At 70.8% G+C, this 20,359-nt stretch carries 13 protein-coding genes and 5 pseudogenes; 7 read left to right on the forward strand and 11 right to left on the reverse strand.

All coding sequences use genetic code 11. The features are described from left to right. The first annotated feature begins 15 nt into the window (after positions 1–15). Positions 16–1,119 (forward strand): tetratricopeptide repeat protein, encoded by a 1,104-nt coding sequence (locus ACN28I_RS23465; protein ID WP_420944185.1) that lies wholly within the window; start codon positions 16–18, stop codon positions 1,117–1,119. Here the strand turns inward: ACN28I_RS23465 and ACN28I_RS23470 are convergent. The 3 genes and pseudogenes from ACN28I_RS23470 to ACN28I_RS23480 all read right to left on the reverse strand — a co-directional run bounded on the left by ACN28I_RS23470 (position 1,103) and on the right by ACN28I_RS23480 (position 5,276). Next, on the reverse strand, positions 1,103–2,371 hold the full coding sequence (locus ACN28I_RS23470) for an OPT/YSL family transporter (RefSeq protein WP_420948698.1): 1,269 nt from the start codon (positions 2,369–2,371) through the stop codon (positions 1,103–1,105). The genes ACN28I_RS23465 and ACN28I_RS23470 overlap by 17 nt on opposite strands. Positions 2,372–2,489: 118 nt before the next feature. Next, positions 2,490–2,963: pseudogene (locus tag ACN28I_RS23475) on the reverse strand (OPT/YSL family transporter); the annotation flags it as partial. Beyond that, positions 2,960–5,276, reverse strand: a pseudogene (locus tag ACN28I_RS23480) (ATP-binding protein). The pseudogenes ACN28I_RS23480 and ACN28I_RS23475, both read right to left, overlap by 4 nt. 207 nt (positions 5,277–5,483) lie before the next feature. On the opposite strand from ACN28I_RS23480, the gene ACN28I_RS23485 reads away from it, so the two are divergent. Together ACN28I_RS23485 and ACN28I_RS23490 are read left to right on the forward strand one after the other, a co-directional pair. Then, complete coding sequence (locus ACN28I_RS23485; protein WP_420944186.1) at positions 5,484–6,875, forward strand: protein kinase domain-containing protein; 1,392 nt, start codon at positions 5,484–5,486, stop codon at positions 6,873–6,875. A gap of 331 nt (positions 6,876–7,206) precedes the next feature. After that, positions 7,207–8,136, forward strand: a complete 930-nt coding sequence (locus ACN28I_RS23490) for a hypothetical protein (protein ID WP_420944187.1) — start codon at positions 7,207–7,209, stop codon at positions 8,134–8,136. A 10-nt stretch (positions 8,137–8,146) separates the two neighbouring features. Here ACN28I_RS23490 and ACN28I_RS23495 read toward each other — a convergent pair. The 3 genes and pseudogenes from ACN28I_RS23495 to ACN28I_RS23505 form a co-directional block, all read right to left on the reverse strand. Next, positions 8,147–8,428: pseudogene (locus ACN28I_RS23495) on the reverse strand (DUF2071 domain-containing protein); the annotation flags it as partial. Between the two features lie 139 nt (positions 8,429–8,567). Continuing rightward, a pseudogene (locus ACN28I_RS23500) lies at positions 8,568–8,915 on the reverse strand (YqjF family protein); the annotation flags it as partial. A 29-nt stretch (positions 8,916–8,944) separates the two neighbouring features. Further along, entirely contained in the window at positions 8,945–10,552 is a 1,608-nt protein-coding gene (locus ACN28I_RS23505; protein ID WP_420944188.1) for a Na+/H+ antiporter, read from the reverse strand. Between the two features lie 197 nt (positions 10,553–10,749). Between ACN28I_RS23505 and ACN28I_RS23510 the strand changes: the two genes are divergently transcribed. Beyond that, positions 10,750–11,940 carry a hydroxymethylglutaryl-CoA synthase gene (locus ACN28I_RS23510; RefSeq protein ID WP_420944189.1) on the forward strand — a complete coding sequence of 397 codons (1,191 nt, stop codon included), beginning with the start codon at positions 10,750–10,752 and terminating at the stop codon, positions 11,938–11,940. A 171-nt stretch (positions 11,941–12,111) separates the two neighbouring features. Here ACN28I_RS23510 and ACN28I_RS23515 read toward each other — a convergent pair. After that, positions 12,112–13,302 (reverse strand): annotated as a pseudogene (locus ACN28I_RS23515) (M24 family metallopeptidase); the annotation flags it as partial. 130 nt (positions 13,303–13,432) lie between these two features. On the opposite strand from ACN28I_RS23515, the gene ACN28I_RS23520 reads away from it, so the two are divergent. Further along, positions 13,433–14,122, forward strand: coding sequence for an HPP family protein (locus ACN28I_RS23520; protein ID WP_420944190.1), 690 nt, complete (start codon positions 13,433–13,435; stop codon positions 14,120–14,122). Positions 14,123–14,207: 85 nt separating this feature from the next. Next, positions 14,208–14,435 (forward strand): hypothetical protein, encoded by a 228-nt coding sequence (locus ACN28I_RS23525; protein ID WP_420948699.1) that lies wholly within the window; start codon positions 14,208–14,210, stop codon positions 14,433–14,435. Here the strand turns inward: ACN28I_RS23525 and ACN28I_RS23530 are convergent. Genes ACN28I_RS23530 through ACN28I_RS23545 form a run of 4 tightly spaced genes read right to left on the reverse strand, consistent with a single transcriptional unit; the run spans position 14,424 to position 17,995 of the window. Then, positions 14,424–15,032: an MBL fold metallo-hydrolase gene (locus tag ACN28I_RS23530; protein ID WP_420944191.1), complete on the reverse strand. Its 609-nt coding sequence runs from the start codon at positions 15,030–15,032 to the stop codon at positions 14,424–14,426. The two genes, ACN28I_RS23525 and ACN28I_RS23530, sit on opposite strands and share 12 nt — an antisense overlap. A gap of 23 nt (positions 15,033–15,055) precedes the next feature. Continuing rightward, the gene (locus ACN28I_RS23535; RefSeq protein ID WP_420944192.1) at positions 15,056–16,408 is read right to left on the reverse strand and encodes a coproporphyrinogen-III oxidase family protein; all 1,353 of its coding nucleotides are present in this window, start codon (positions 16,406–16,408) and stop codon (positions 15,056–15,058) included. Continuing rightward, positions 16,405–17,544 carry a DegT/DnrJ/EryC1/StrS family aminotransferase gene (locus ACN28I_RS23540; RefSeq protein ID WP_420944193.1) on the reverse strand — a complete coding sequence of 380 codons (1,140 nt, stop codon included), beginning with the start codon at positions 17,542–17,544 and terminating at the stop codon, positions 16,405–16,407. Before ACN28I_RS23540 ends, ACN28I_RS23535 begins: the two co-directional genes overlap by 4 nt. Positions 17,545–17,566: 22 nt before the next feature. Further along, entirely contained in the window at positions 17,567–17,995 is a 429-nt protein-coding gene (locus ACN28I_RS23545) for a hypothetical protein (RefSeq protein WP_420944194.1), read from the reverse strand. A gap of 342 nt (positions 17,996–18,337) precedes the next feature. Here ACN28I_RS23545 and ACN28I_RS23550 point away from each other — a divergent pair, with 342 nt between their 5' ends. Further along, on the forward strand, positions 18,338–20,290 hold the full coding sequence (locus ACN28I_RS23550) for a thiamine pyrophosphate-binding protein (RefSeq protein WP_420944195.1): 1,953 nt from the start codon (positions 18,338–18,340) through the stop codon (positions 20,288–20,290). The last annotated feature ends 69 nt before the right edge of the window (positions 20,291–20,359 follow it).

The following is a 20,359-nucleotide window of genomic DNA, read 5'->3' on the forward strand; positions in this document are numbered from 1 at the left end:
CGGGGCCGGGGCCTCATGCGCTACCGCGTGGGACGCTACGAGGACTCGCTGGCGGACTTCGCCGCGGCGCGCGAGCTGGCCCGGCAGTTGGAGGCGGTGACGGACGAGGTGGATCTGCTGCTGGACGAGGCCATGGCCTACGACTGGATCAACGACTACGCGCGCTCCGAGGAGCGGGTGTACGCGGCCCAGGAGATGGTCTTCGCCGGGAAGCTGCAATCGCCGCTCTTGCAGGTGCGGTTGCTGCTGGGCCTGGGGCGCGCGCAGTTCCGCAACGGCCAGTGGGAGGAGTGCTGCGAGCCGCTGCAGGAGGCGGCCGAGCGGGCCCGGAAGCTGGGGGACGCGGGTTACGAGTCGCTGGTGGTGGCACAGCTCCTGCTCGGGGTCATCCTCCCCAACCTCGGCCACATCGACGAGGCGGAGAGCATCTTCGAGGAGGTCATCGCCGAGTGCAGCGAGCGCGGGGACCGGCTGCACCTGGGCAGCGCCATCAACAACCGGCGCAACCTGTGGGTGGCGCGCAACGACTTCCAGGGGGCGATGCAGGACCAGGAGCGCTTCCTGCACCTGGGGCGCGAGCTGGGCATGGTGGGCTGGGAGTATTTCGCCGAGCACAACATGGGCGAGCTGCTCTACCAGGCGGGGGACGCGGAGGCGGCGGCCCCGCACATCGCCCGCGCCATCGAGCTGGAGCGGCACCACCCGGAGATGGCCCCGAGGCCGTGGGCGTTGCTGCTGCAGGCCCGGGCGCTGGCCTACACCGGGCAGGACGAGAAGACGCGCGCGCTGCTGACGGAGATCCGCCGGACGTTGAAGCAGAGCGGCGCGGAGTTCAGCCCCTCGGAGGAAGTCATCTTCGACGCGGTGGAGCTGGCCACGCGCGACGCCACGCCCGAGGAGTGGGAGGCGCTGCTGGCGCGCTCCAACGAGTGCTCGGTGGAGCAGGAGCCGCTGGAGGTGCTGGAGCTGAGGGGGCTGGCGTGGCTGAGGCGGGGCGAGCGGGCGGCGGCCGTGCGCTGCCTGGAGGAGGCGCTGCGCCGGGCCGAGAAGATTCCCAACGTCATGGGAGGCCGGCTCAAGCGCAGCCTCCAGAGCGCGCACGTCACCCCCGCGGCGTGAGGGCCCTCAGCCCGGAGGCTTCATCAGGAAGGCAGTCACCGCCGCGATGAGGACGCTCAAGAGGGACTCGCCGATGATGGCGCCCGAGCCCGCCGACTGCATCGTTCTGCGTGGCGGAGGGGCGGAGGCGGCCCACGAGGGCGGCCAACACGGCCCCCAGGCTCAGCGTCACCGCGATGGGGGCCGGAAGGAGGAAGCCGATGCCCATGGCCGCGGCCGAGGGCAGCAGGCGCGCCAGCCGCCCGCGCGCACCCACCGACAGCAGCACGCCCGCGACGAAGGCCAGGCCCATGGCCAGCGTGGCCGCGCGTGGCATTCCCGCCAGCCCATTCGAGGCCACCCGCGCCACGGCCATGAACGTCTTCGCCGAGGGCGCGGACAACAGCGGGGAGCCCACCCGGTGCGTGGACACCAGCAGGTAGTAGGTGGGGACGGCCACGGCGGCGCCCAGCAGCAGTCCCGGGAGCTGGACGAGGAGCTGTCGCGAGGCGGTGGCCCCCAGCAGGCGCCCGGCCTGGAGCGACCACAGGCTGGCGCTGGCATGAGACGCGGCGCCCGACACCACCCCGCCGGCCGCCAGGTTGAGGCTGGCCTGCCCCGCTCCCGCCATGCCGAAACCCACCTGCGCGAGATGGCCCACCGGACTCATGGGCGCGACGTCCGTCTGACCCGTCGCACGGGCGCACGCCGCGCTCAGCGGGAAGGCCAGCAGCAGCGCCAGGAGGAAGTACAGCGGGCTGAGCTGGAAGGCGAACCACGCCATTCCCCCGGTGAGGAGGATGGCCGGGAGCACCGCCCTCGCCACCCACCGGCCGGCCGTGGACTCCCAGCCCCCGCCGTCCCGCCCCAGCTTGCGCAAGTCCCCCATCACGGCGGGGAGGGCGCGCACCTGGGACACGAGCGATGTGGCCGCCGCGCCCGCCAGCAACCCCACACCGGGCCACAGCAGCCAGTCGGAGAGGGGCTCGATCCCGGCCTTCTCCACCGCCTCCGCGCTCACCACCCCCGCGCTCACCAGCCAGGGCGCCAGTCCGCCCCACGCCAGCCCCGCCCCCAGCAGCATGCTCAGCCCCGTCTGGAGGCCCACCAGCATGCCGATGCCCAGCATCATCGGACTCCAGGCGATGCCCAGCATCAATGTGTCCGCGCCCAGTCCGCCCACCGTCCACGTCCCGGGCAGCAGCGCCGCCGGAGGCACGAGGCCCCGCGCATCCCTCAAGAAGGTGAGCGTCATGGAGGCGAGGCCACTCACCCACAGACCCCGGACGCGCGCCGCGTAGGCCGAGCCGGCGGAGTGCAACCGGGAGATGCAGCTCCGCGGCGGCGGCGCCGGTGGGAAAGGGCAGGGCCTCGTCCTCGAGCAGGCGCCGGCGGAGCGAGAAGGCGAACAGCACGCCGAGCGTCCCCAGCCCCACGCCCCACAGCGCCAGCGCCCAGCCGGGCGGCTGCGGCGTCCCCAGAATGGCGAGCGCGGGCACCACGCCCAGCAGCCCCACGCTGGCGGGCATCGCCCCCACGGAGACAGCGGCCGTCTGGGCGAGGTTCGTCTCCAGCGGGGAGACGGGAGTGCCACGCCGGGCCAGCGCCGACAGGCCACCGAAGGCCAGCAGCGAGGACAGCACGCACCCCGATTCCCAGAAGCCCGTCTTCAGCCCCGTGTTGACGTTGGTGACGGCCACCACCGAGCCGATGAGTCCTCCGACAACCAGCGCACGCACCGTCAACTCGGGCGGCGCCGGCGCCGGCACCGGCGCGGGGGACACCGGGTGAAGCGAGGGAGCCGAGGGCTCGTCCGGGACGAGCAGGGGCGCGGCCGTGGCACGTCCCGACTGCCGCTCGCTCATCTCGCACCGCCCTGGAGCACGGCCACCGGAGCGGCCGCCGACGGCGCCGCGGCGGGAGCGGGCGATTGCGCGGAGCGGCTCACCAATGCCCGGAGCTGGCGCAAGTCCAACGGCTTGCTCAGCTTCGGGTTGGCCACCTCCTGCAGGAAGCTCAGCGCGCGCGGGGTGAAGGCCCCACCCGTCATGAAGACCACGCGCTGGGCCTGATCCGGCGCGGCGCGGTTGAGCTCGGCGTACAGGTCCATGCCCGTCATCCCCGGCATCATCACGTCACAGAGGATGAGGTCGAAGCGGTTGCCTTGATCCAACAGCTTGAGCGCGGCCCGGGCCCCGTTGACGGTGGCCACCTCATGGTCCGGCGACAGCGAACGCTGGAGCGCCCGCGTCACGTAGGGCTCGTCGTCCACCACCAGGATGCGCGCCCGGCCCGCGCTGGGCACCGGAGCGGCCTCCACCCGCACCTCCACCGGCGTCCCGGCCACGCCCAGGCTCACGCGGAAGGTGCTCCCCTTGCCCGGCTGGCTCTCCACGGCGATGCGCCCGCCCATGGAGTCGATGATGCCGTGGCAGATGGACAGCCCCAGTCCCGTGCCCTCGCCCACCGGCTTGGTGGTGAAGAACGGATCGAAGATGCGCGCCTGCACCTCCGGCGCCATGCCCACGCCCGTGTCGCGCACCTCCACCACCACCTCGCCCGCGCCGCTCTCGCGAATGACGACGCGAATCTCGTGGTCCTTCGCATCCCCCTCGGGGATGGCGTGCGCCGCGTTGAGCAGCAGGTTGAGGAACACCTGGCACAGCCGCGACTCGTTGCCCTGCACCGAGGGCACCGGCTCGAACTGCGTCACCAGCCGCGCGCGGTGCTTGATGACGTTGTCCGCCATCTTGCACGCCAGCTCCACCGCCTTGCTCACCTCCACCGGCCCCAGCCTGTCCTCCTGCTGGCCGCGGGCGAACGTCTTCAAGTCCCTCACGATGGAGGCGATGCGCTCGGCGCCCTCCACCGTCTCGCGGATGACCTGGTGCAGCGGCTCCACGTTGTCCGCCACCGGCGAGCTCCTCCAGCTTCTCCATCCCCTCGGAGATGAGGTGCAGGTTGACGAGCATGTACGCCAGCGGGTTGTTGATTTCATGCGCCACGCCCGCGCCCAGCGTGCCCACCGAGGCCAGCCGGTCCGCCATCTGCAACCGCGTCTGGAGCACGCGGCGCTCGGTGGTGTCGCGGTGGACCATGATGTGGGCGATGGTCCGGCCTTCCGCGTCCCGCAGCGGCGCCACCACGGACTCGCAGTAGCTCTGCGTGCCGTCGGCCCGCTTGAAGTCCATCTCCCCCGTCCACCGGCCGTCGCGCTCCAGCGCCGCGAGCACCTCGCCCGTGCGCTTGTCCTCCGCGCCCGGATGCAGCAGCGAGAAGAGCGTCTGCCCGAGCGCCTCGGCCTTGCCCCGGCCGAACATCTTCTCCGCGCTCGCGTTCCAGTCGATGATCCGCCCGGTCCGGTCCGTGACGACGACGCCCTCGCACAGGCTCTCGAAGATGAGGGCCTGGCGGCGCAGCTCCTGCTCGGCCACCTTGCGCTCGGTGATGTCCATCACCGTGCCGGTGATCCGCACCGGAGTGCCCGTCTCGTCGCACAGCACGTCCCCCTTGCAGGACAGCCACCGGCCGCGCGCGCCCGCCAGCTCGATGCGGTACTCCACGTCCAGGTGCTCGCGCTGAGCGAGCGCCGTGGCCAGCGCCTCGCGCACGCGCGGCAGGTCTCCCGGGTGCACCACCTCGGAGAGGTCCGTGGGCCGTCCCGACAGCGAGCCCACCGGCAGGCTCAGCAGCCGGTCCACCTGTTCACTCCACGTCACCGCGCCGGTGACGGCGTTCCAATCCCAGATGCCCACGCGCGCCGCGCTCAGGGCCTGGCGAAGCTGCTCCTCGCCCTGCTCCACCAGCTCGCGCATGGAGAAGCGCAGCACCGTCACGGTGCCGATCTGCACCCGGTCGCCCTCGTGCAGCTCGGCCGACGCGACGCGCACACCATTGAGGTAGGTGCCGTTGGTCGAGCCCAGATCCGACAGGTGGAAGCCACCCTCCGGCGAGCGGCTGATGCGCGCGTGCCGGCGCGACACGCCATGGTCGTTGATCTGGAATCCCGCGTCCGCTCCCCGTCCGAGCACGTGCTCCGCGGACTCGATGCGGAACACCTTTCCGATCGCCGCCGGCGTCGTCGTGCTGGTGAGGATGAGGCACGCGCTCTCCGAGGACTGGAGTGGCTTCGCGGGCCCTCCGCACATCGTGAGATCGTCCACCATCTTCATGGCCATGCTCTTCCCGGGGGCAGGAGTTTTCGGACAGCCGTGGAAGTATCCAGCAGAGTCGGGGCCCGGGGCACCTCACCCACCCCGTGTCTCTCGGGCCCATTCATCCACCACTGGACACCTCGCCCCAGGAGGGTAACCGAAGTGCCGGGCGCTCGACAGAGGCCCCCCCCTCGGGAAAGGGCCTCTCCCGGCGGTGGTAAACTTGAAGCAATGGCGGACACGGACAGCACTTTTCACATCCTCCCCCGGACTGAGCGGACGCCACCCCGGGAGCATCCCGCTCGCGTGCAGCCCGCGCCCGGAGCCCTCGCTGGCGAGTACATGCTCAAGGCGGTGCTCGCCTCGGGGGGCCATGGCGCGGTGTACGAAGCTGAACACCGCATCCTCGGCCGGCGCGCCGCGGTGAAGGTGCTGCACCCGCACCTGACGGACCAGGGAGAGATGTTGCAGCGCTTCGTGCGCGAGGCGCGGGTCGTCAATCAGATCCGCCACCCGCACATCGTGGACGTCTACGACTTCGGCATGCTGCAGGACGGCAGCCCGTACTACGTGATGGAGCTGCTGCCGGGGCGCACGCTCAGCCAGCTCCTGCAGGAGCGCGGGAGGCTGTCACCGGAGCGGGCGCTGGCGTACCTGGAGCCGGTCTGCGCGGCGCTGGAGGCGGCGCACCAGGCGGGCGTGGTGCACCGGGATTTGAAGGCGAGCAACGTGGCGGTGGTGTCCGAGGGAGAGCCGCCGGTGGTGAAGCTGCTGGACTTCGGCATCGCCAAGTTCATCCACCCGGAGCCGGGGCAGGAGGGGCTGACGGTGGCGGGCCAGCGGCTGGGCACCTCGCAGGCCATGGCGCCCGAGCAGTTCCGCAGCGGCAACATCGGCCCCACCACGGACATCTACGCGCTGGGCGTGCTGCTGTACCAGATGCTCACGGGCCACTACCCCTTCCAGTCCGAGGACCGGCTGGAGGTGGAGCGGATGCACCTGGAGGCCCCGGCGCCGCGGCCGAGCACCGAGGTGCCCGTGCCGCCCGCGGTGGACGCGGTGGTGCTGCGCTGCCTGGAGAAGGAAGCGGAGCGGCGCTACCCGGACGTGGCCTCCTTCCGCGCCGCGCTGCGCGAGGCGGTGGCCCCGGCGAGCGCCGAGCGGATGATGGCCTCGGGCAGGAGCGTGCGCGCCTTCGCCCTGCACGCCGAGGTGGTGCTCGAGGACGGCGCCGAGGACGATGCCGCCTACGCCGCCGTCTCCGAGGTGCTCGACGGCCTGGAGCAGGAGCTGCGCGCGGCGGGCTTCGTGCTCGCCGTGCAGACGGGCATGGCGCTGCTGGGCGTGCGCCCGCTGGATGAGGCGCCGCGCGTGGACGCCCGGGAGTTGCTGGAGAAGGCGCGCGAGCTGCACCAGCGCGCCCAGAAGCTCGCGGCCGGCACGCGCGTGAGCGTGCACGCCTGCGTCCACGTGGGCCAGGTGGATGCGCGGCGCGGCCCCGAGGGCCTCGACATCACCGGTGGACCCCTGGCGGACATCGCCGGCTGGGTGGTGCGCGACGCGAGCGGTTTCGGCGTCACCCCCTCGGCCGCGCGCGCCTGCTCCCTGCCGCTGGCGGGCTGAGACTCCCCTTCCCTCTCAATCCCAGACGACGTGAGGCCTCCCGCGCCTCGCGTCGTCTTCGCACGTCTTCGCACGTCCCCAGACGGCTCGTGAAACGCCTTTCACTGCCGGACTCCATGCGTGGGTTGGCTGCCCGTTACCAACATTTCAGGTGTCTCAATTCTGACCGACTAGACGGTTCTGGCGGGGATGACCTTTTTTTCATCACTCGCAGTAATCACACTGATGGCGTGGAGTTCAGCTTGTCGGGCTGGAATTCCGAGGGGCTCCACGAGGGGGAGTGACAGGCAGAGCGACATATCCCGCGTCATCCATTCCCAGGGGGTGGACCATGCTGTTGAAGACCTTTGAGTCTCGGCGCAGTGGTTGGGAGTTCCTGGCAGTGCTGCTGGCCTGCGCCGTCGGGTGCGGACCGGCGGAGGGGCTGCCGGAAGAGACGGGCGGGGAGGAGTGGGGGAGCACGGCCCAGAAGATCATCGTGGGCAACGGGCTGAGCCTCAACGGGCTGAGCCTCAACGGGCTGAGCCTCAACGGGCTGAGCCTCAACGGGCTGAGCCTCAACGGCTTGTCGACGAGCGGCTTCAACGACTGGTTCCAGGGCGACGCGACGGTGCGCAACGAGGTGATGAAGTACGTGGTGGCGTGCGCGGTGCCGTCGGGCGAGACGCGCTCGTACACGAGCGGGGGCACCACCTATACGTGGAACGGCGTGCTGGGGCTGGCGCCGGGCTGGGCCAACGGCTCGGCGGCCACCACGGCGGAGCTGCAGGTGGTGTCGGCGTGCATGGCGGCGCACGCCAACAAGTTCGGCATCAACGTCACCATCTCCCTGCTGGGGCTCAACGGGGCCGGCAACACCATCACCTATACGACCCAGGAGCTGGCGGACTACAGCGTCAAGGAGGCGTGCTTCTTCGGCAACCTCTTCGACGGGAGCACGGGCGTCTACGGCGGCAACGACGGCCTGTCCCTCACGAGCAGCCAGAGCAGCCCGCGCGTGTGCGGCCTCGCCGGCTCGCCCAATGCCTCGCAGTGCACGCCCATGACGTACGTGGGGAGCTGCGCCACGTACTGCACCCGGGACGCGACCAACACCTTCTACACGTCCTGCTCCTACAACGGCGTCACCTACCGGCCCGTCACCACGCGCATGCAGCCCGCGGACTTCTACAGCTGTGGCGACGGCGTGTGCCAGGCCACGGAGAGCTGCGGCACGGGCACCACCACCAAGAGCTGCGCCGCCGACTGCGGCGCCTGCTAGCCCCCCCGCGTCACGCCACGCGCTTCAGCCGGAACACGTCGACGTCGACGCCCTCCGAGAAGAGTGCCAGCGGGGGCTCGGCGGGACGGGAGATGCCAGCGGCGGCCAGGAGCGACTCGTCCAGGCCCTCCACCTCGGCGCCGCGCACCTGGTAGGGCGGGTGGTGCACCTGGCCGCGGAAGAGCGAGCCGTGGGCGGTGGAGTAGAGGAAGTAGCGCTCGACGAGGAAGTGCTGGAGCGTGCCCGGGATGGAGGGGGCGGCCGGGCCCCGGGGCGTGCAGCGCACGGCGCACGTGGCGGGCGTGGGCCCCGGCCAGAGGCGCTCGGAGCGGTAGGCGAAGGGCTCCCCTTCCCGTCCGCCTTCCCCTCCAGTGGTGAGCCTCCATGCGCGCGTACTGGTAGGGCAGCTTGAACCACGCCCGCGCCAGCCGCACCGCGATGGCGTTGGCGGCCTCCAGGCTGAAGAACCAAACCCCCGGGTCCTTCCCCTGGAAGTGCACGTAGGTGCGGACGTTGGTTTCGTGGAAGTCCGACAGGAAGCCCACCGCGGGCAGGCCCCGGGGACGCACGCCGCGCATGGTGAAGGGCACCAGGCCCACCCAGGCCTTGCCGTCGAAGGTGTCCAGCGTCAGCCCCGGCGGCAGCAGCGGCGCCATCACCTCCGGCGGCAGCGCCCAGTGCAGGAAGAGCAACTGGCGCCAGCGCTGGTACATGACGGGCCGCTCGTCCGGCCGGCGCGTGGGACTGAGGCGATCGATCTCGGGCACGGGCGCCTTCATACCCCGGCGCCCGGCACGGGCCTACGGCCTCAGGTGCCCACCGCGCCCGGGACGGAGGCGCCCGCCACCGGAGGCACATGACTCTCGGCGGCATCCGCCTGGGCGATCCGCTCGTCCAGGTCCGCGATCAGGTGCTCGTAGGCCTCCTTGCCGATGGCCCCCTTCTGGTACGCCTTGAGGAGCGACTCCTTCTCCACGATGAGCACCCGCCGGACCGCCTCCTGGTGCTCCTCCTCATGGAAGCGCATGGACTGCTGCTTGAGCGCGGACAGCTCCTGCTCGGCGGCGGCCACCTTCTGCTGGTAGTCCCGCTCGAGCTGCTCCAGCACGTCGGCGGGAATCTCCCGCGTGCGGCGCATGCCCTCCAGCGAGGCCAGCGCGGCGTGCGCCGCCCCCAGCCGGCCCCGCGCCAGCTCGTACTGCTCCTGGTAGACGTCCTTCAGGCCGGTGATGCCCAGCCGCCGCAGCAGCGGCGCCATGGTGAGCCCCTGGAAGATGATGGCGAGCACCACCACGCCGAACGTCATGTTCACCAGCAGCTCGCGGTGGGGGAAGTCCGCCGGCAAGCCGAGGATGAGCACCATGGAGATGGCCCCGCGCAGCCCGCTCCAGGTGAGCACCGCGGTCCAGCTCCAGGGCATGCGCTCGGAGGTGAAGCGCAACAGGCCCGACACGCCGTACACCACCAGCGCGCGCCCCACCATCACCGCCCCATACGCCGCGAGGATCGGCTTCCACGAGGCCAGCAGCGAGCCGAGCTGCACCTCCAGGCCGATGAGCAGGAACACCACCGAGTTGAGCGCGAAGGCCAGGTACTCCCAGAAGCTCGCCACCGCCACGCGCGTGGTGGGGCTCATCCCCTGGTGCGCCGCCCAGTTGCCGCACAGCATGCCCGCCACCACCGTGGCGATGACGCCCGAGTAGTGGAAGTGCTCGGCCACCACGAACGAGCCATATGCGGCGATGACCGTGAGGGTGATCTCCACCATCGCGTCGTCCACGCGCTGGATGACCTGGGAGACGGCGAAGCCCACCGCGCCGCCGATGAGCATGCCCATACCGGCCACCTTCACGAACTCCAGCACCGCCCCGCCCACGGTGAAGGTGCCTCCCGTGGCCGCCGCGACGATGAGCGTGAAGAGCACCACGGCCGTCCCGTCATTGAGCAGGCTCTCGCCCTCCACGAGGATGGCCAGCCGCTTGGGCGCCCCCAGCGCCTTGAAGAGCCCCACCACGGCGATGGGATCCGTGGAGACGATGACCGCGGCGAACACCAGCGCGTGGATGAAGCCGAAGCCCGACACGAAGTGCAGCCCCTCCACCACCGGCGTGAGGATGAGCGCGGTGAGCCCGACCGCCGCCGCGACCCCGGGAATGGCCAGCGAGTGGATGGCCAGCTTGTTCTTCCAGAACTTGCGGAACTCCACGTGGAAGGCGGCCTCGAAGAGCAGCCCCGGCAGGATGATGGCGAAGAGCAGCTCCTTCGTGAGGTGGGGCGGCTCGAAGGCACGCACCGAACCGAGCACCAGGCCCGCCACCACCAGGGCCACCGTGTACGGGAACTTGAAGTAGCGCGCCGCGATCGCCACCGCCGTCGCGATGGAGAAGAGCAGGACGAAGGCCAGCTCGAAATTCATCCTTCGACTCCGTTTGAGGTCAAAAAAGGGCCTCCCTATCCCATGCCGCCCCCCTCTGCCGCAACCCGGGCTACATCCCCCCACCTTGTCACCGGGACAAGGCGTCTCCGGGGGTGGAAACACACCCGTCCAATGGTTCAGACTGTTCTCCCCCCAACTTTCAGTGTCCCTCCACTGAAGAATTGAAGGAGTGCTGGATGCAGGCAGGACTGGAGAGCCTTGGTATCGCGGTGCCGCCCACCTACGTGGAGCTGGCGGAGCTGGCCAAGGCGCGCGGCGTGGCGCCTGGCAAGTACGTGGATGGCCTGGGCGTGACGCGGATGGCCGTGCCCCTGGTGGAAGAAGACACGGTGACGCTGGCGGCGCGCGCGGCGCGGATGGCCATGGAAGCGGCCGGGTGCACCGCCGAGGACGTGGGCATGCTGGTGGTGGGCACCGAGACGGCGGTGGATCACTCCAAGCCGGTGTCTTCCTACGTGCAGGGCCTGCTGGGGCTGACCACGCGCTGCCGCGTCTTCGAGACGAAGCACGCCTGCTACGGCGGCACCGCGGCGCTGCTGCTGGCCATGGACTGGGTGCGCTCGGGCAGCGCCAAGGGGAAGAAGGCCCTCATCATCTGCTCGGACATCGCGCGCTACGGCGTGGGCACGCCGGGTGAGCCCACGCAGGGCGCGGGCGCGGTGGCGCTGCTGGTGTCCGACCAGCCGAAGCTGCTGGCCTTCGAGACCGGGAAGACGGGCGCGTACGCCAAGGACGTGATGGACTTCTGGCGTCCGCTCTACTCGAAGGACGCGGTGGTGGACGGGCACTACTCGGTGCAGTGCTACCTGGACGCGCTGGAGGGGGCGTACAAGGCCTACCAGGAAGCGGCCGAGGACGCGGGCGGCGAGGGCATGTACAGCGACCGCTTCGCCGCGCTCGTGTACCACGTGCCGTACGGGAAGATGTCGCGCAAGGCGCACCGCCACATCCGCACGCTGGACGGCGACAAGGAGCCGGACGCGAGCTTCGACCGGCTGGTGGGCCCGAGCCTCATGCTGCCCTCGCAGGTGGGCAACATCTACACGGGCTCCATGTACCTGGCGCTGGCGAGCCTCCTGTCGTGCTCGCGCGAGGATCTCACGGGCAAGCGCGTGGGCCTGTTCTCGTACGGCAGCGGCTCGTGCGCGGAGTTCTTCAGCGCGGTGGTGCAGCCCGAGGCGCAGGCGCGCGTGAAGGCGCTGGGCCTGGAGAACCTGCTGGAGAAGCGGCGCGCGCTGAGCATCCCCGAGTACGAGGCCATCATGGCCGCGCGCGAGAAGCTGGACGACAAGCCCGCCGAGGAGACCGCCGGCGAGGGCTTCCGCTACCAGGGCACGCGCGACCACAAGCGCATCTACGCGCGCTGAGCGCCCCCCCGGGCACGAGGCGACTACGGAATGACGTAGTACGCCTCCTGCCGGGGCACGAAGAAGCGCCAGCCCTCGGCGGTGAGGTACGCGGGATCCTCCTGCATCGCGAACACCTCCTGGCCGTCCCACTCGGGCACCGGGGTGCGCGTGTTGAGCCTCGATGGCGATGTACGAGCCCTCGCGCAGCTTCCTGGGCTCGTCCTTGCGGCTGGCCGAGCGGAAGTCGATGGAGGCGCCCAGCGCGTGCCCCTGGTTGCCCAGCGGGTGCGAGTACACCTGGGCCACGATTCCCTTCTCCTTCATCACGGCCATCACGGCCTCATACACCTCGCCGGACGAGCGCCCCGGACGTGACTCCTTCACCAGCGCGTCCTGCAGCGCGTTCGTGTTCGCCAGCGCCCGCTTCAGCCCCTCGGGCACGTCCTTCTCGCCCTCGCGCAGCACGTAGGCCATCTTCTGCCAGTCGCTGTGCAGCCCCAGGTAGCTGATGCCGAAGTCCACGTGCAGCAGGTCTCCCCGCTGGATGACCACGTCCTCCCTGGACACCGCGAGGAAGCCCCGCGACGAGCCGGAGCCCTGCCCCTTGCGCTGCACGCGCAGGTCCGGCTGGAACCAGGTTCCCACGCCCCACCGTCCCAACTCGTCATACAGCCAGCGGCGCACGTCCCCCACCGTCGTGACACCCGGCTTCACCACCTCCGGCGAGAAGGCCCGCTTCACCATCCGCTCCGTGAGCGCCACCAGCGTGCGGTAGTGCTCCAGCTCCTCGGGGATGCGCGTGTCCAGGTACTCCTCGATGAGCGGCGCCGCGCTGACGAAGCGCGCCTCCGCCTCGGGCCCCAACGCCTCGACGAGGTAGGTGTAGGAGTCCCGCGTCAGACTGCGCGTCACCCCCCGCCTGCCGCCGATCCCCAACGCGATGGTGCCCGGCCGGTATTGTGAAACGAGCTCGCCCAGCACCTGCTTGTAGACCCGCGTCTGCTCCGGCACCTCGAAGAAGCGGACGAGGTTCTCCTCTTCATAGGCCGGGAGCGCGTACTTCTTCAGCCCCTGCTCGCCCGCGTCGATGAAGACGAAGACGTCCCGGTTGCCCGCGTAGGGCCGCGGCGGCGCGACATACTGGGTGAGGGGGTCGTCATGGAACTCCTCGTTCACGATGATCCACATGCCCACGCCGTGCTGGCGCATCATCGGCAGGAGCATCCCGTGGCGCTTCACCAGCCAGGCCTCGCGCACGGCGATCTGCTCGGACCCGGACAGCAGCCGGGGCGCCTCCCGGTCCGTGGAGACGGGACGAGCCGTGGCACACGCCACATTCAGGGCAAGCAGGCAGAGGACGGCACGGCGATCCAGCTTCATCGAGCGACTCCGGAACGAGGGGCACCCAGGTTACCCCCGTGACGGCGGTGGCGCGCGGCTTGCTCCACTCCTCCCTGGCCCATGCCGAAGCGCAACTTTTGCGTGCGGAATGGCCGGGGGGAGGCTGCCCATGAAGGACCTGCGCGAGGCGGAAGGAATCCCATTGCCGATCCACCGGGTATCGACCGGGCTGGGCCAGGGAGAGGAGGAGGTCCGCTGGACGGTGAAGTGTCCGGACTCCCAACAGGTGGTGGACCTGGAGACGTGCGAAGGCTGCCCACACCTGGAGCACATCCAGCGGGGAGCGGCCGGGCCCGAGAGCCTCCGCTGCCACCCCGAGGCCCCAACGCCCCCTCCTCCTCCCGGCGAGATCTACGAGCCGCTGCTCCCCCCGCTGCTCGAGCACACCCGCGTGGACGAGTTGATGACCCAGAACCTCTACTGCGTCGGCGAGGAGATGCTCGCGGAGGAACTGGCGGAGCTGTTCGCCACGCGCAAGGTGAGCGGCGTGCCGGTGCTGGACGAGGACGAGCGCCTGGTGGGCGTGGTGAGCCGGGCGGACCTGCTCCGGGCCTCGGATGAGGAGGAGGACACACCGAGGCTGCATCCCGAGCGTGCAGGAGCCACGGCCTCCGAGTTGATGAACGCCACCCCCGTGGTGGTGCGGGAGGGGACGACGGTGCCCCAGGCGGCCGCGGTGATGGCCTCCGCGCGCGTCCACCGCGTGCTGGTGGTGTCCGCCGAGGGCAAGGTGGTGGGCGTCCTCAGCGCGATGGATGTCGTCCGCTGGGTGGCGCGCAAGGCGTGCTACGCGGTGTGAAGCACCCGGCAACGGCCTGCCCGCTTCCTGGGAGCACGGGCCAGGAAGCGTGGTGGGTGGAGTCGCGGACGGTTATACCCGCAGGGTGAGCGACGTGAGAGACCCGCGCGTACAGGACGCGCTGCGGCAGGCGTGCGACGAGCTCGGGTTGCCCTTCGCCTACCGTGGCTGCGTCCATCCGCTCCTGCGCGACCCCGAGGGCGAGTGGCCCCCGTGTTGCGGTGGAGGCTGCTACCCGTGCGCGCAGACGATCGCGGACGTCGCGGTGCGCACGCTGCAGTTGCTCGGCACTCCGCGCACCTCACCCTTGTAACGCGCGCGCCAGCTCCTCCAGGGCCGCGCGCCCGCCGCGGAACACCGGCCAGCCATCCCCCACCAGCACCGCGTCGATGCGCGGCCATCGCTCGACCAGCTCGCGCACAGAGGCACGGGCCCGGGCGGAGTCCTTCAGCTTCGCGTCCGGCAGGAGGTTGAGCCGGCCGCCCACGTGGCCGCGAATGAGGTCTCCCGTCACCAGCGTCGTGTCCTCCAGGAGCAGGGCCAGCTCACCGGGCGTCTTGGAGCCGTGCAGCTCCAGCGCCTCCAGCCCGGGGACGAGTGACTCGCCCGTGGAGAGCCACCGGTCACACTGGAGAGGAAAGGTGTCCGCCTCGGCGCGAGGGCCGGCCACCTTCGCGCCGAAGGTGGAGACCAGCTCGCGGGTGTTGCGGACATGCTCCGAGTTGGTCACCACCACCCAGGCCACCCCGCCGAGCGCACGCAGGTGCGCGGCATCGTGCGGGGACAGCGGCAGCGGGTCGATGACCACGTTGCCCTCGGGGCGCACCCACAGGACGCTGTGGAAGTCCAGGTTGCGCGCCTCGTCGAAGACGGACCAGCCGTAGAGCTCTTTGCGGTGCAGGGCTTTCATATGGAGCCCGAGACTACGCGGACTCAGCCCGTGATCCGCAACGCTTCCGGCAACGGCGTGCGCCCGGACAGCCACTCCACCGCGCCCGGTGCGTAGAAGAGCGCGCGGATCCACGGCAGCTCACTGAACCGGCCCGGCTCCACCCCGTACACCCCGCCCTCCTTCCGCAGCCAGCCCACCTCCTGGGCGTGCTCCAACCGCGGCCCGTACATCGCCTCCAGCTCCACTCCCGCGAAGGCCCGGAAGCGCGCCGGGTCAATGAGCCCGAAGTTCAACGAGAGCAGCACGTACTTCGCGCACCGCTCCGCGTCCGGCAGCGTGTACCCGTCTTCCTCCGGCAGCACCGCCCCGCCCTCCACCGCCGCCACGTACGTGTCCACCTCGTACGGCGCGAACCACCAGCGCGCCCCCACCAGGCTCGACGCGTAGTTGCCCGCGCCCACGTACGGCAACCCGTCCAACAGCCGCCCCTCGAAGTACGGCGACGTCCCCGTCTCCCCCGCGTGCCGCGAGAAGTTCACCGAGCCATACGGCGCATGGAAGCCGTTCGCCGTCAGGTGCTCATAGGCCAGGTCGTACAGCGCGCCGTAGTCCCCCGGCGTGGGCCGCACCGCCGTGAGCCTCGGCATCGCGCGCCCCGCTCCCCGGTACAGGCAGTCGTACGTCGTCACCGAGTCCACCGGCAGCGCCGTCACCCGCTCCAGGTCCTGCCACCAGTGCTCCCGCGTCTGCCCCGGCAGCCCGAACACCAGGTCCACGTTCACCCGGCGGAAGCCCACCGCCGCCAGCGCCTCCACCGCCCGCTCGCCCAGGTTGCGCTGCGCCCGCCGGTTCACCTGCGCCAGCGTCTCGTCATTCGTGCTCTGCAGCCCCATGGACACCCGGTCCACCCCGCCCGCCTTCAGCACCGCCAGCCGCTCCCCGTCCGTCGCCGCCACCCGCGGCGTCGTCTCGATGGACAACGGCCATGCCACCTCGCACCGCCGCCGCCACGGGCGCAGCGCCTCCAGCACCCGTCCGAGCAGCTCCGGCGCCAGCAGCGCCGGCGTCCCTCCGCCGATGTCGATGCCCGGCACCGAGCACCCCTCGGGCAGCGCCGCGTCCAGTTGCCCGAGCTGCGCGCACAGCGCGTCCACGTAGCGCGCGTGCACCGCCGCGCCCTTGCGCAGATCCACCGCGAAGTTGCAGTAGAAGCACTTCGCCTCGCAGAAGGGCACGTGCACGTACAGCAGCACCCGCTTCAGCGCCTCCAGCGCCACGCCCTCTCCAGCCGGTGACGCGAAACGCTCGCGGAAGTACTCCCGCGACGGAGGGTACTGAATGGTGAAGTCCAGCGGCCGCGCCGAGGCCAGCGCCAGCGCCCGCCTCCAGCTCACCGCCGCGCCTCTTCGGCGATGATGCGCGCCACCGCCGCCACGTCCTCCTCGCCCAGCGTCTGGTGGATGCCCACGAAGAGCGACGCCTCCGCCAGGGCCGTGCAGTGCGCCAGCCCGTCGTGCGGCAAATCCTTCCACGCCGGCTGCCGGGTGATGGCTCCGCCCATCAACGTGCGCACCTCCACCCCGCGCCCCATCAGCCGCTCGGCCAGCCCCGCCGCGCTCCCCGCCTTCACCGTGAAGGGGAAGACGAACGGCGAGCCGTTGTCCGCCGGCGCCGCGTACACCGTCAGGCCCGGCTCGTCCCGCAGCGCCTCGTACAGCGTGGCGTAATGCGCGTGACGCCTCGCCTCGTGCGCCTCCCACTTACGCAACTGGAAGCGGCCGAAGCAGGCATTCAGCTCGGACAGCTCCAGGTTGTGCCCCATCCGCACGTAGTGGAAGTTGTGGTGGATGCCCGGCGGCGCCGTGCACGCACTCGGGTCATAGTGACAGGTGCACTCGCGGCCCCAGTGCGTCACCGACTCCACCACCCGCTGCCAGCTCGCGTCCGGGCACACCACCGCGCCCCCGCCGAACGAGGACAGGTGGTGCGGGTGGTAGAAGCTCCACGTCGCCAGCGTCCCGTACGCGTGCGCCGGCTTCCCGCCGATGCGCAGGTCCATCGTCTCGCAGGCGTCCTGCAGCACCAGCAGGTCGCGCTCCCGCGCCAGCTCGAGCAGTGCCTCCAGCGCCGCCGGGAAACCCAGGAAGTGCGTCACGCACACCACCCGCGTCTCCGGCCGCAGCGCGCGCCGCACCGCCTCCGGGTCGATGCAGAAGCCGCCCGGCTCCGTGTCCACCACCGTCACCGCGAAGCCCGCGGTGCGCAGCGACGACAACGTCGTGGGGAAGGTGAAGCCCGCCGTCACCGCGTGCGCCCCGGGGCCCGTGCGCTCCGCCAGCGCGAGCGCCGCCGCCAGGTTCGCCGAGCTGCCCGAGTTCACCAGCGCCAGGTGCCTCGCCCCGAAGCGCTCGCCCAGCTCTGCCGCGAAGGCCTTCAGGTTCGCCCGCGCGGGGCCCAACTGCCCCGCCACGAAGTGCTCGAAGCCCTCCGTCTCCACGGGGCCGGTGCACGGATAACGGTAGCGGGCCATGACGCTGTCCCCCCGTCCGCGCTCAGCGCGCCTGCTTCTGCGCCGGCTGCGGCAGATCCGGATCGATGCCGCGGACGATCCAATCCACCGCCTTCGTCTCCCACTCCGGATCCTTCAGCGCGTCCAGGTAGCGCTCGTAGGCGTACACGCCCGTGGACTTCGCCAGCCGGAGGATTTGAATCAACGCCACCGTGCTGTCCAACACCACCACGGAGCGCTCCATGCCATGGCCACGCAGCCACACCATCGACTCCTTGATGAGCTCCTGGGTGTCCGGCGGGTTGGCCTTCTGCGATCGCGAGTCCACCAGCAATCCGAAGGACTTGCCGTTCATGGCCACCACCCGGGAGCGCAGATCCTCGAACCAGGCCCGCGCCTCCGCCGGCGTGATGTACCCGGGCGCTTGCACCCGGAAGCCATAGTCCGTGACGACGTTTTGTGGGACAGGCATCACTTGCCTCGTGTTCCGGCTGGGGAAGAGCCTCGCGTCCGAGGCAGCCGGAAAGGTGCCCGCCAGCTTAGCTCGAACTTTCTTCCGCCCGGAAATTCAAGGGTTTGGAACGGGGCGCGCGCCCTACCACATCCCGAATCCAGTGGGCCTGAAATCTTTTGATTTACTTGTTTGCCCGCTGGAGAAACTGGGGTACTTTGCGCAACCGTCACCCTCCGACACACCGCGTCGCGCGCACGCGATCCTCGCGTTCTCACTATCCGAGATCCAGTCGAGGTCCACAAACCCGCTGTTCTGGGGAAGCGCGCACCCCGAACGTCCAAGAAGAAGAAAGGGGAGCCCGTGTCCCAGCCCGCCCTCGCCAAGGCCCCGCAGAGCCAGTCACTCCGCGGAGAGCCCACCACCCCCCTGTTCCAGCAGGGGATGCACCCGTTGCGGGACGGGCGGGTGGAAGCGGCCGCGGCCTCGCGGGACGGCAACGCGCATCCGGAGCAGCACCCGGAGGAGCCCCAGGCCGGGCTGACGAAGCTGCGCTCCTTCCACACGTACGAGAACCTCACGGTGGCGGAGGCGCTGCTGGCGCACCTGGAGGCGGAGCAGGTGGATGCGGTGTTCGGCATCCCCGGGGGCAACATCGCGCCGCTGGTGCAGGCGCTGCGGCGCCAGGCGCGCATCCGCTTCATCATCGGCAGCCACGAGGGCGGCTCGGCCTTCATGGCGGACGGGTACGCGCGCGCCACGGGCAAGCTGGGCGTGTGCGCGGTGACGGCCGGCCCCGGCGCCACCAACGCGATGACGGGCGTGGCCTCGGCGCACCTGGATCAGGTGCCGCTGCTGACCATCAGCGGGCAGGTGTCCACCGAGCGCTTCGGGCTGGGCGCCATCCAGGAGAGCACCGATGAGGGCGGCATCAACACCGGGGAGATGTTCCGCCACTGCACGGCCTCCAGCACCACCGTGGTGGACGCCAAGAGCTTCCCGCGCCTGCTGGAGCGGGCGCTGAAGACGGCGCACGCGGTGCCGCATGGAGCGGTGCACGTGAGCATCCCCACCAACATCGCCCGGCAGACGCTGGCGAAGGTGAGCGTGCCCACCGCGCCGGGCGCCTGGAAGAGCACCCTGCCCGCGGCGCCGGCCTCCGACGTGTACACGGCCTTCGAGCTGCTGCGGAACGCCAGGCGGCCCCTGGTGTACCTGGGCTCGGGCGCGCGCGAGGCGCTGGAGAGCCGGGGCGCGGAGTTCGCCGCGCTCGTGCGCCGCTATTGCATCCCCGTGGCCACCAGCCTGCGCGGCAAGGGGCTCTTCTCCGAGGAGGATCCGCTCTCGCTGGGCGTGCTGGGCATCGCCGGCAGCAAGCGCGCCGAGCAGTACCTGCGCGAGGGCGTGGACGTGTTGATGGTGCTGGGCAGCCGCCTGGGGGAGTGGGCCACGAAGAGCTTCTCCACGCTCTTCCAGACGGCGCACACCGTCATCCAGGTGGACGCCACCCCGTGCGTCATCGGCCAGTTCCTCCAGGTGAATCTGCCCATCGTGGCGGACGTGGGCTCGGTGGTGGCGGGGCTGGTGGAGTTCGGCCACGGCGCCGCGCCGGGCAACGAGGCGCACGTGCGCGAGCGCCGCCAGCACCTCAACGCGCTGAACCTCGCCCACCGCTCGGCCGCGGACGTGCTGCCCGAGGACGGCCCGCTCAAGCCGCAGCATGTGATGGAGGAGCTCAACCCGCACCTGCACGGCCGCACGGACCTGTACGTGGACATGGGCAACTGCACCGGCTGGGCCACGCACTGCCTGCGCATCACCCCGCCCGCGCGCGTCTTCTACCCCTGTGGCCTGTCCTCCATGGGCTGGTCCATGGGCGCCGTCATCGGCGGCAAGGTGGGCAAGCCGGAGAACACGGCCATCGCGCTCACCGGGGACGGCTCGTTCCTGATGAATGGCACCGAGCTCGTCACGGCGGTGCGCTACAAGGTGGGGGCCGTCTACATCGTCCTCAACGACAACTACCTGGGCATGGTGAACCACGGCGAGCACGCGCAGTCGGGCGGCGAGTACGCGCTGGACGACCCGTACTTCAGCCTGGGAGACCCGGACCTGGTGAAGTTCTCCGAGTCGCTGGGCGCCCGGGCCTACGAGGTGACGCGGCCCGGCCAGCTCACGGAGCTGCTGCCCGAGGTGCTCAAGCGCGCGGACGAGGAGCGCCGGCCGCAGGTGCTCGTGTGCCGCATCGACTACCGCGAGGTGCCGCCGTACGGGGACCGCTTCGCCGCCGTGGCCTCGGCCCCGAAGGAGGGGTGAGGACGTCCATCGCCGGACGTCTCGGCGGGAGGATGAAGGTCCGTGCACGGTGGAGGCCCGCACGTGGGT

It is taken from the genome of Archangium gephyra (genome assembly GCF_049060025.1).
In the GTDB taxonomy this organism is placed as follows: Bacteria; Myxococcota; Myxococcia; order Myxococcales; family Myxococcaceae; genus Archangium; species Archangium gephyra_A.

Bases quoted from the DNA above. Each gene is read 5' to 3' on its own strand.
- ACN28I_RS23540 (WP_420944193.1), bottom strand. From the start codon at position 17,544: ATGGCCCGCTACCGTTATCCGTGCACCGGCCCCGTGGAGACGGAGGGC.
- ACN28I_RS23505 (WP_420944188.1), bottom strand. From the start codon at position 10,552: ATGAATTTCGAGCTGGCCTTCGTCCTGCTCTTCTCCATCGCGACGGCG.
- ACN28I_RS23510 (WP_420944189.1), top strand. From the start codon at position 10,750: ATGCAGGCAGGACTGGAGAGCCTTGGTATCGCGGTGCCGCCCACCTAC.
- ACN28I_RS23490 (WP_420944187.1), top strand. From the start codon at position 7,207: ATGCTGTTGAAGACCTTTGAGTCTCGGCGCAGTGGTTGGGAGTTCCTG.
- ACN28I_RS23485 (WP_420944186.1), top strand. From the start codon at position 5,484: ATGGCGGACACGGACAGCACTTTTCACATCCTCCCCCGGACTGAGCGG.
- ACN28I_RS23545 (WP_420944194.1), bottom strand. From the start codon at position 17,995: ATGCCTGTCCCACAAAACGTCGTCACGGACTATGGCTTCCGGGTGCAA.
- ACN28I_RS23520 (WP_420944190.1), top strand. From the start codon at position 13,433: ATGAAGGACCTGCGCGAGGCGGAAGGAATCCCATTGCCGATCCACCGG.
- ACN28I_RS23465 (WP_420944185.1), top strand. From the start codon at position 16: ATGCGCTACCGCGTGGGACGCTACGAGGACTCGCTGGCGGACTTCGCC.
- ACN28I_RS23530 (WP_420944191.1), bottom strand. From the start codon at position 15,032: ATGAAAGCCCTGCACCGCAAAGAGCTCTACGGCTGGTCCGTCTTCGAC.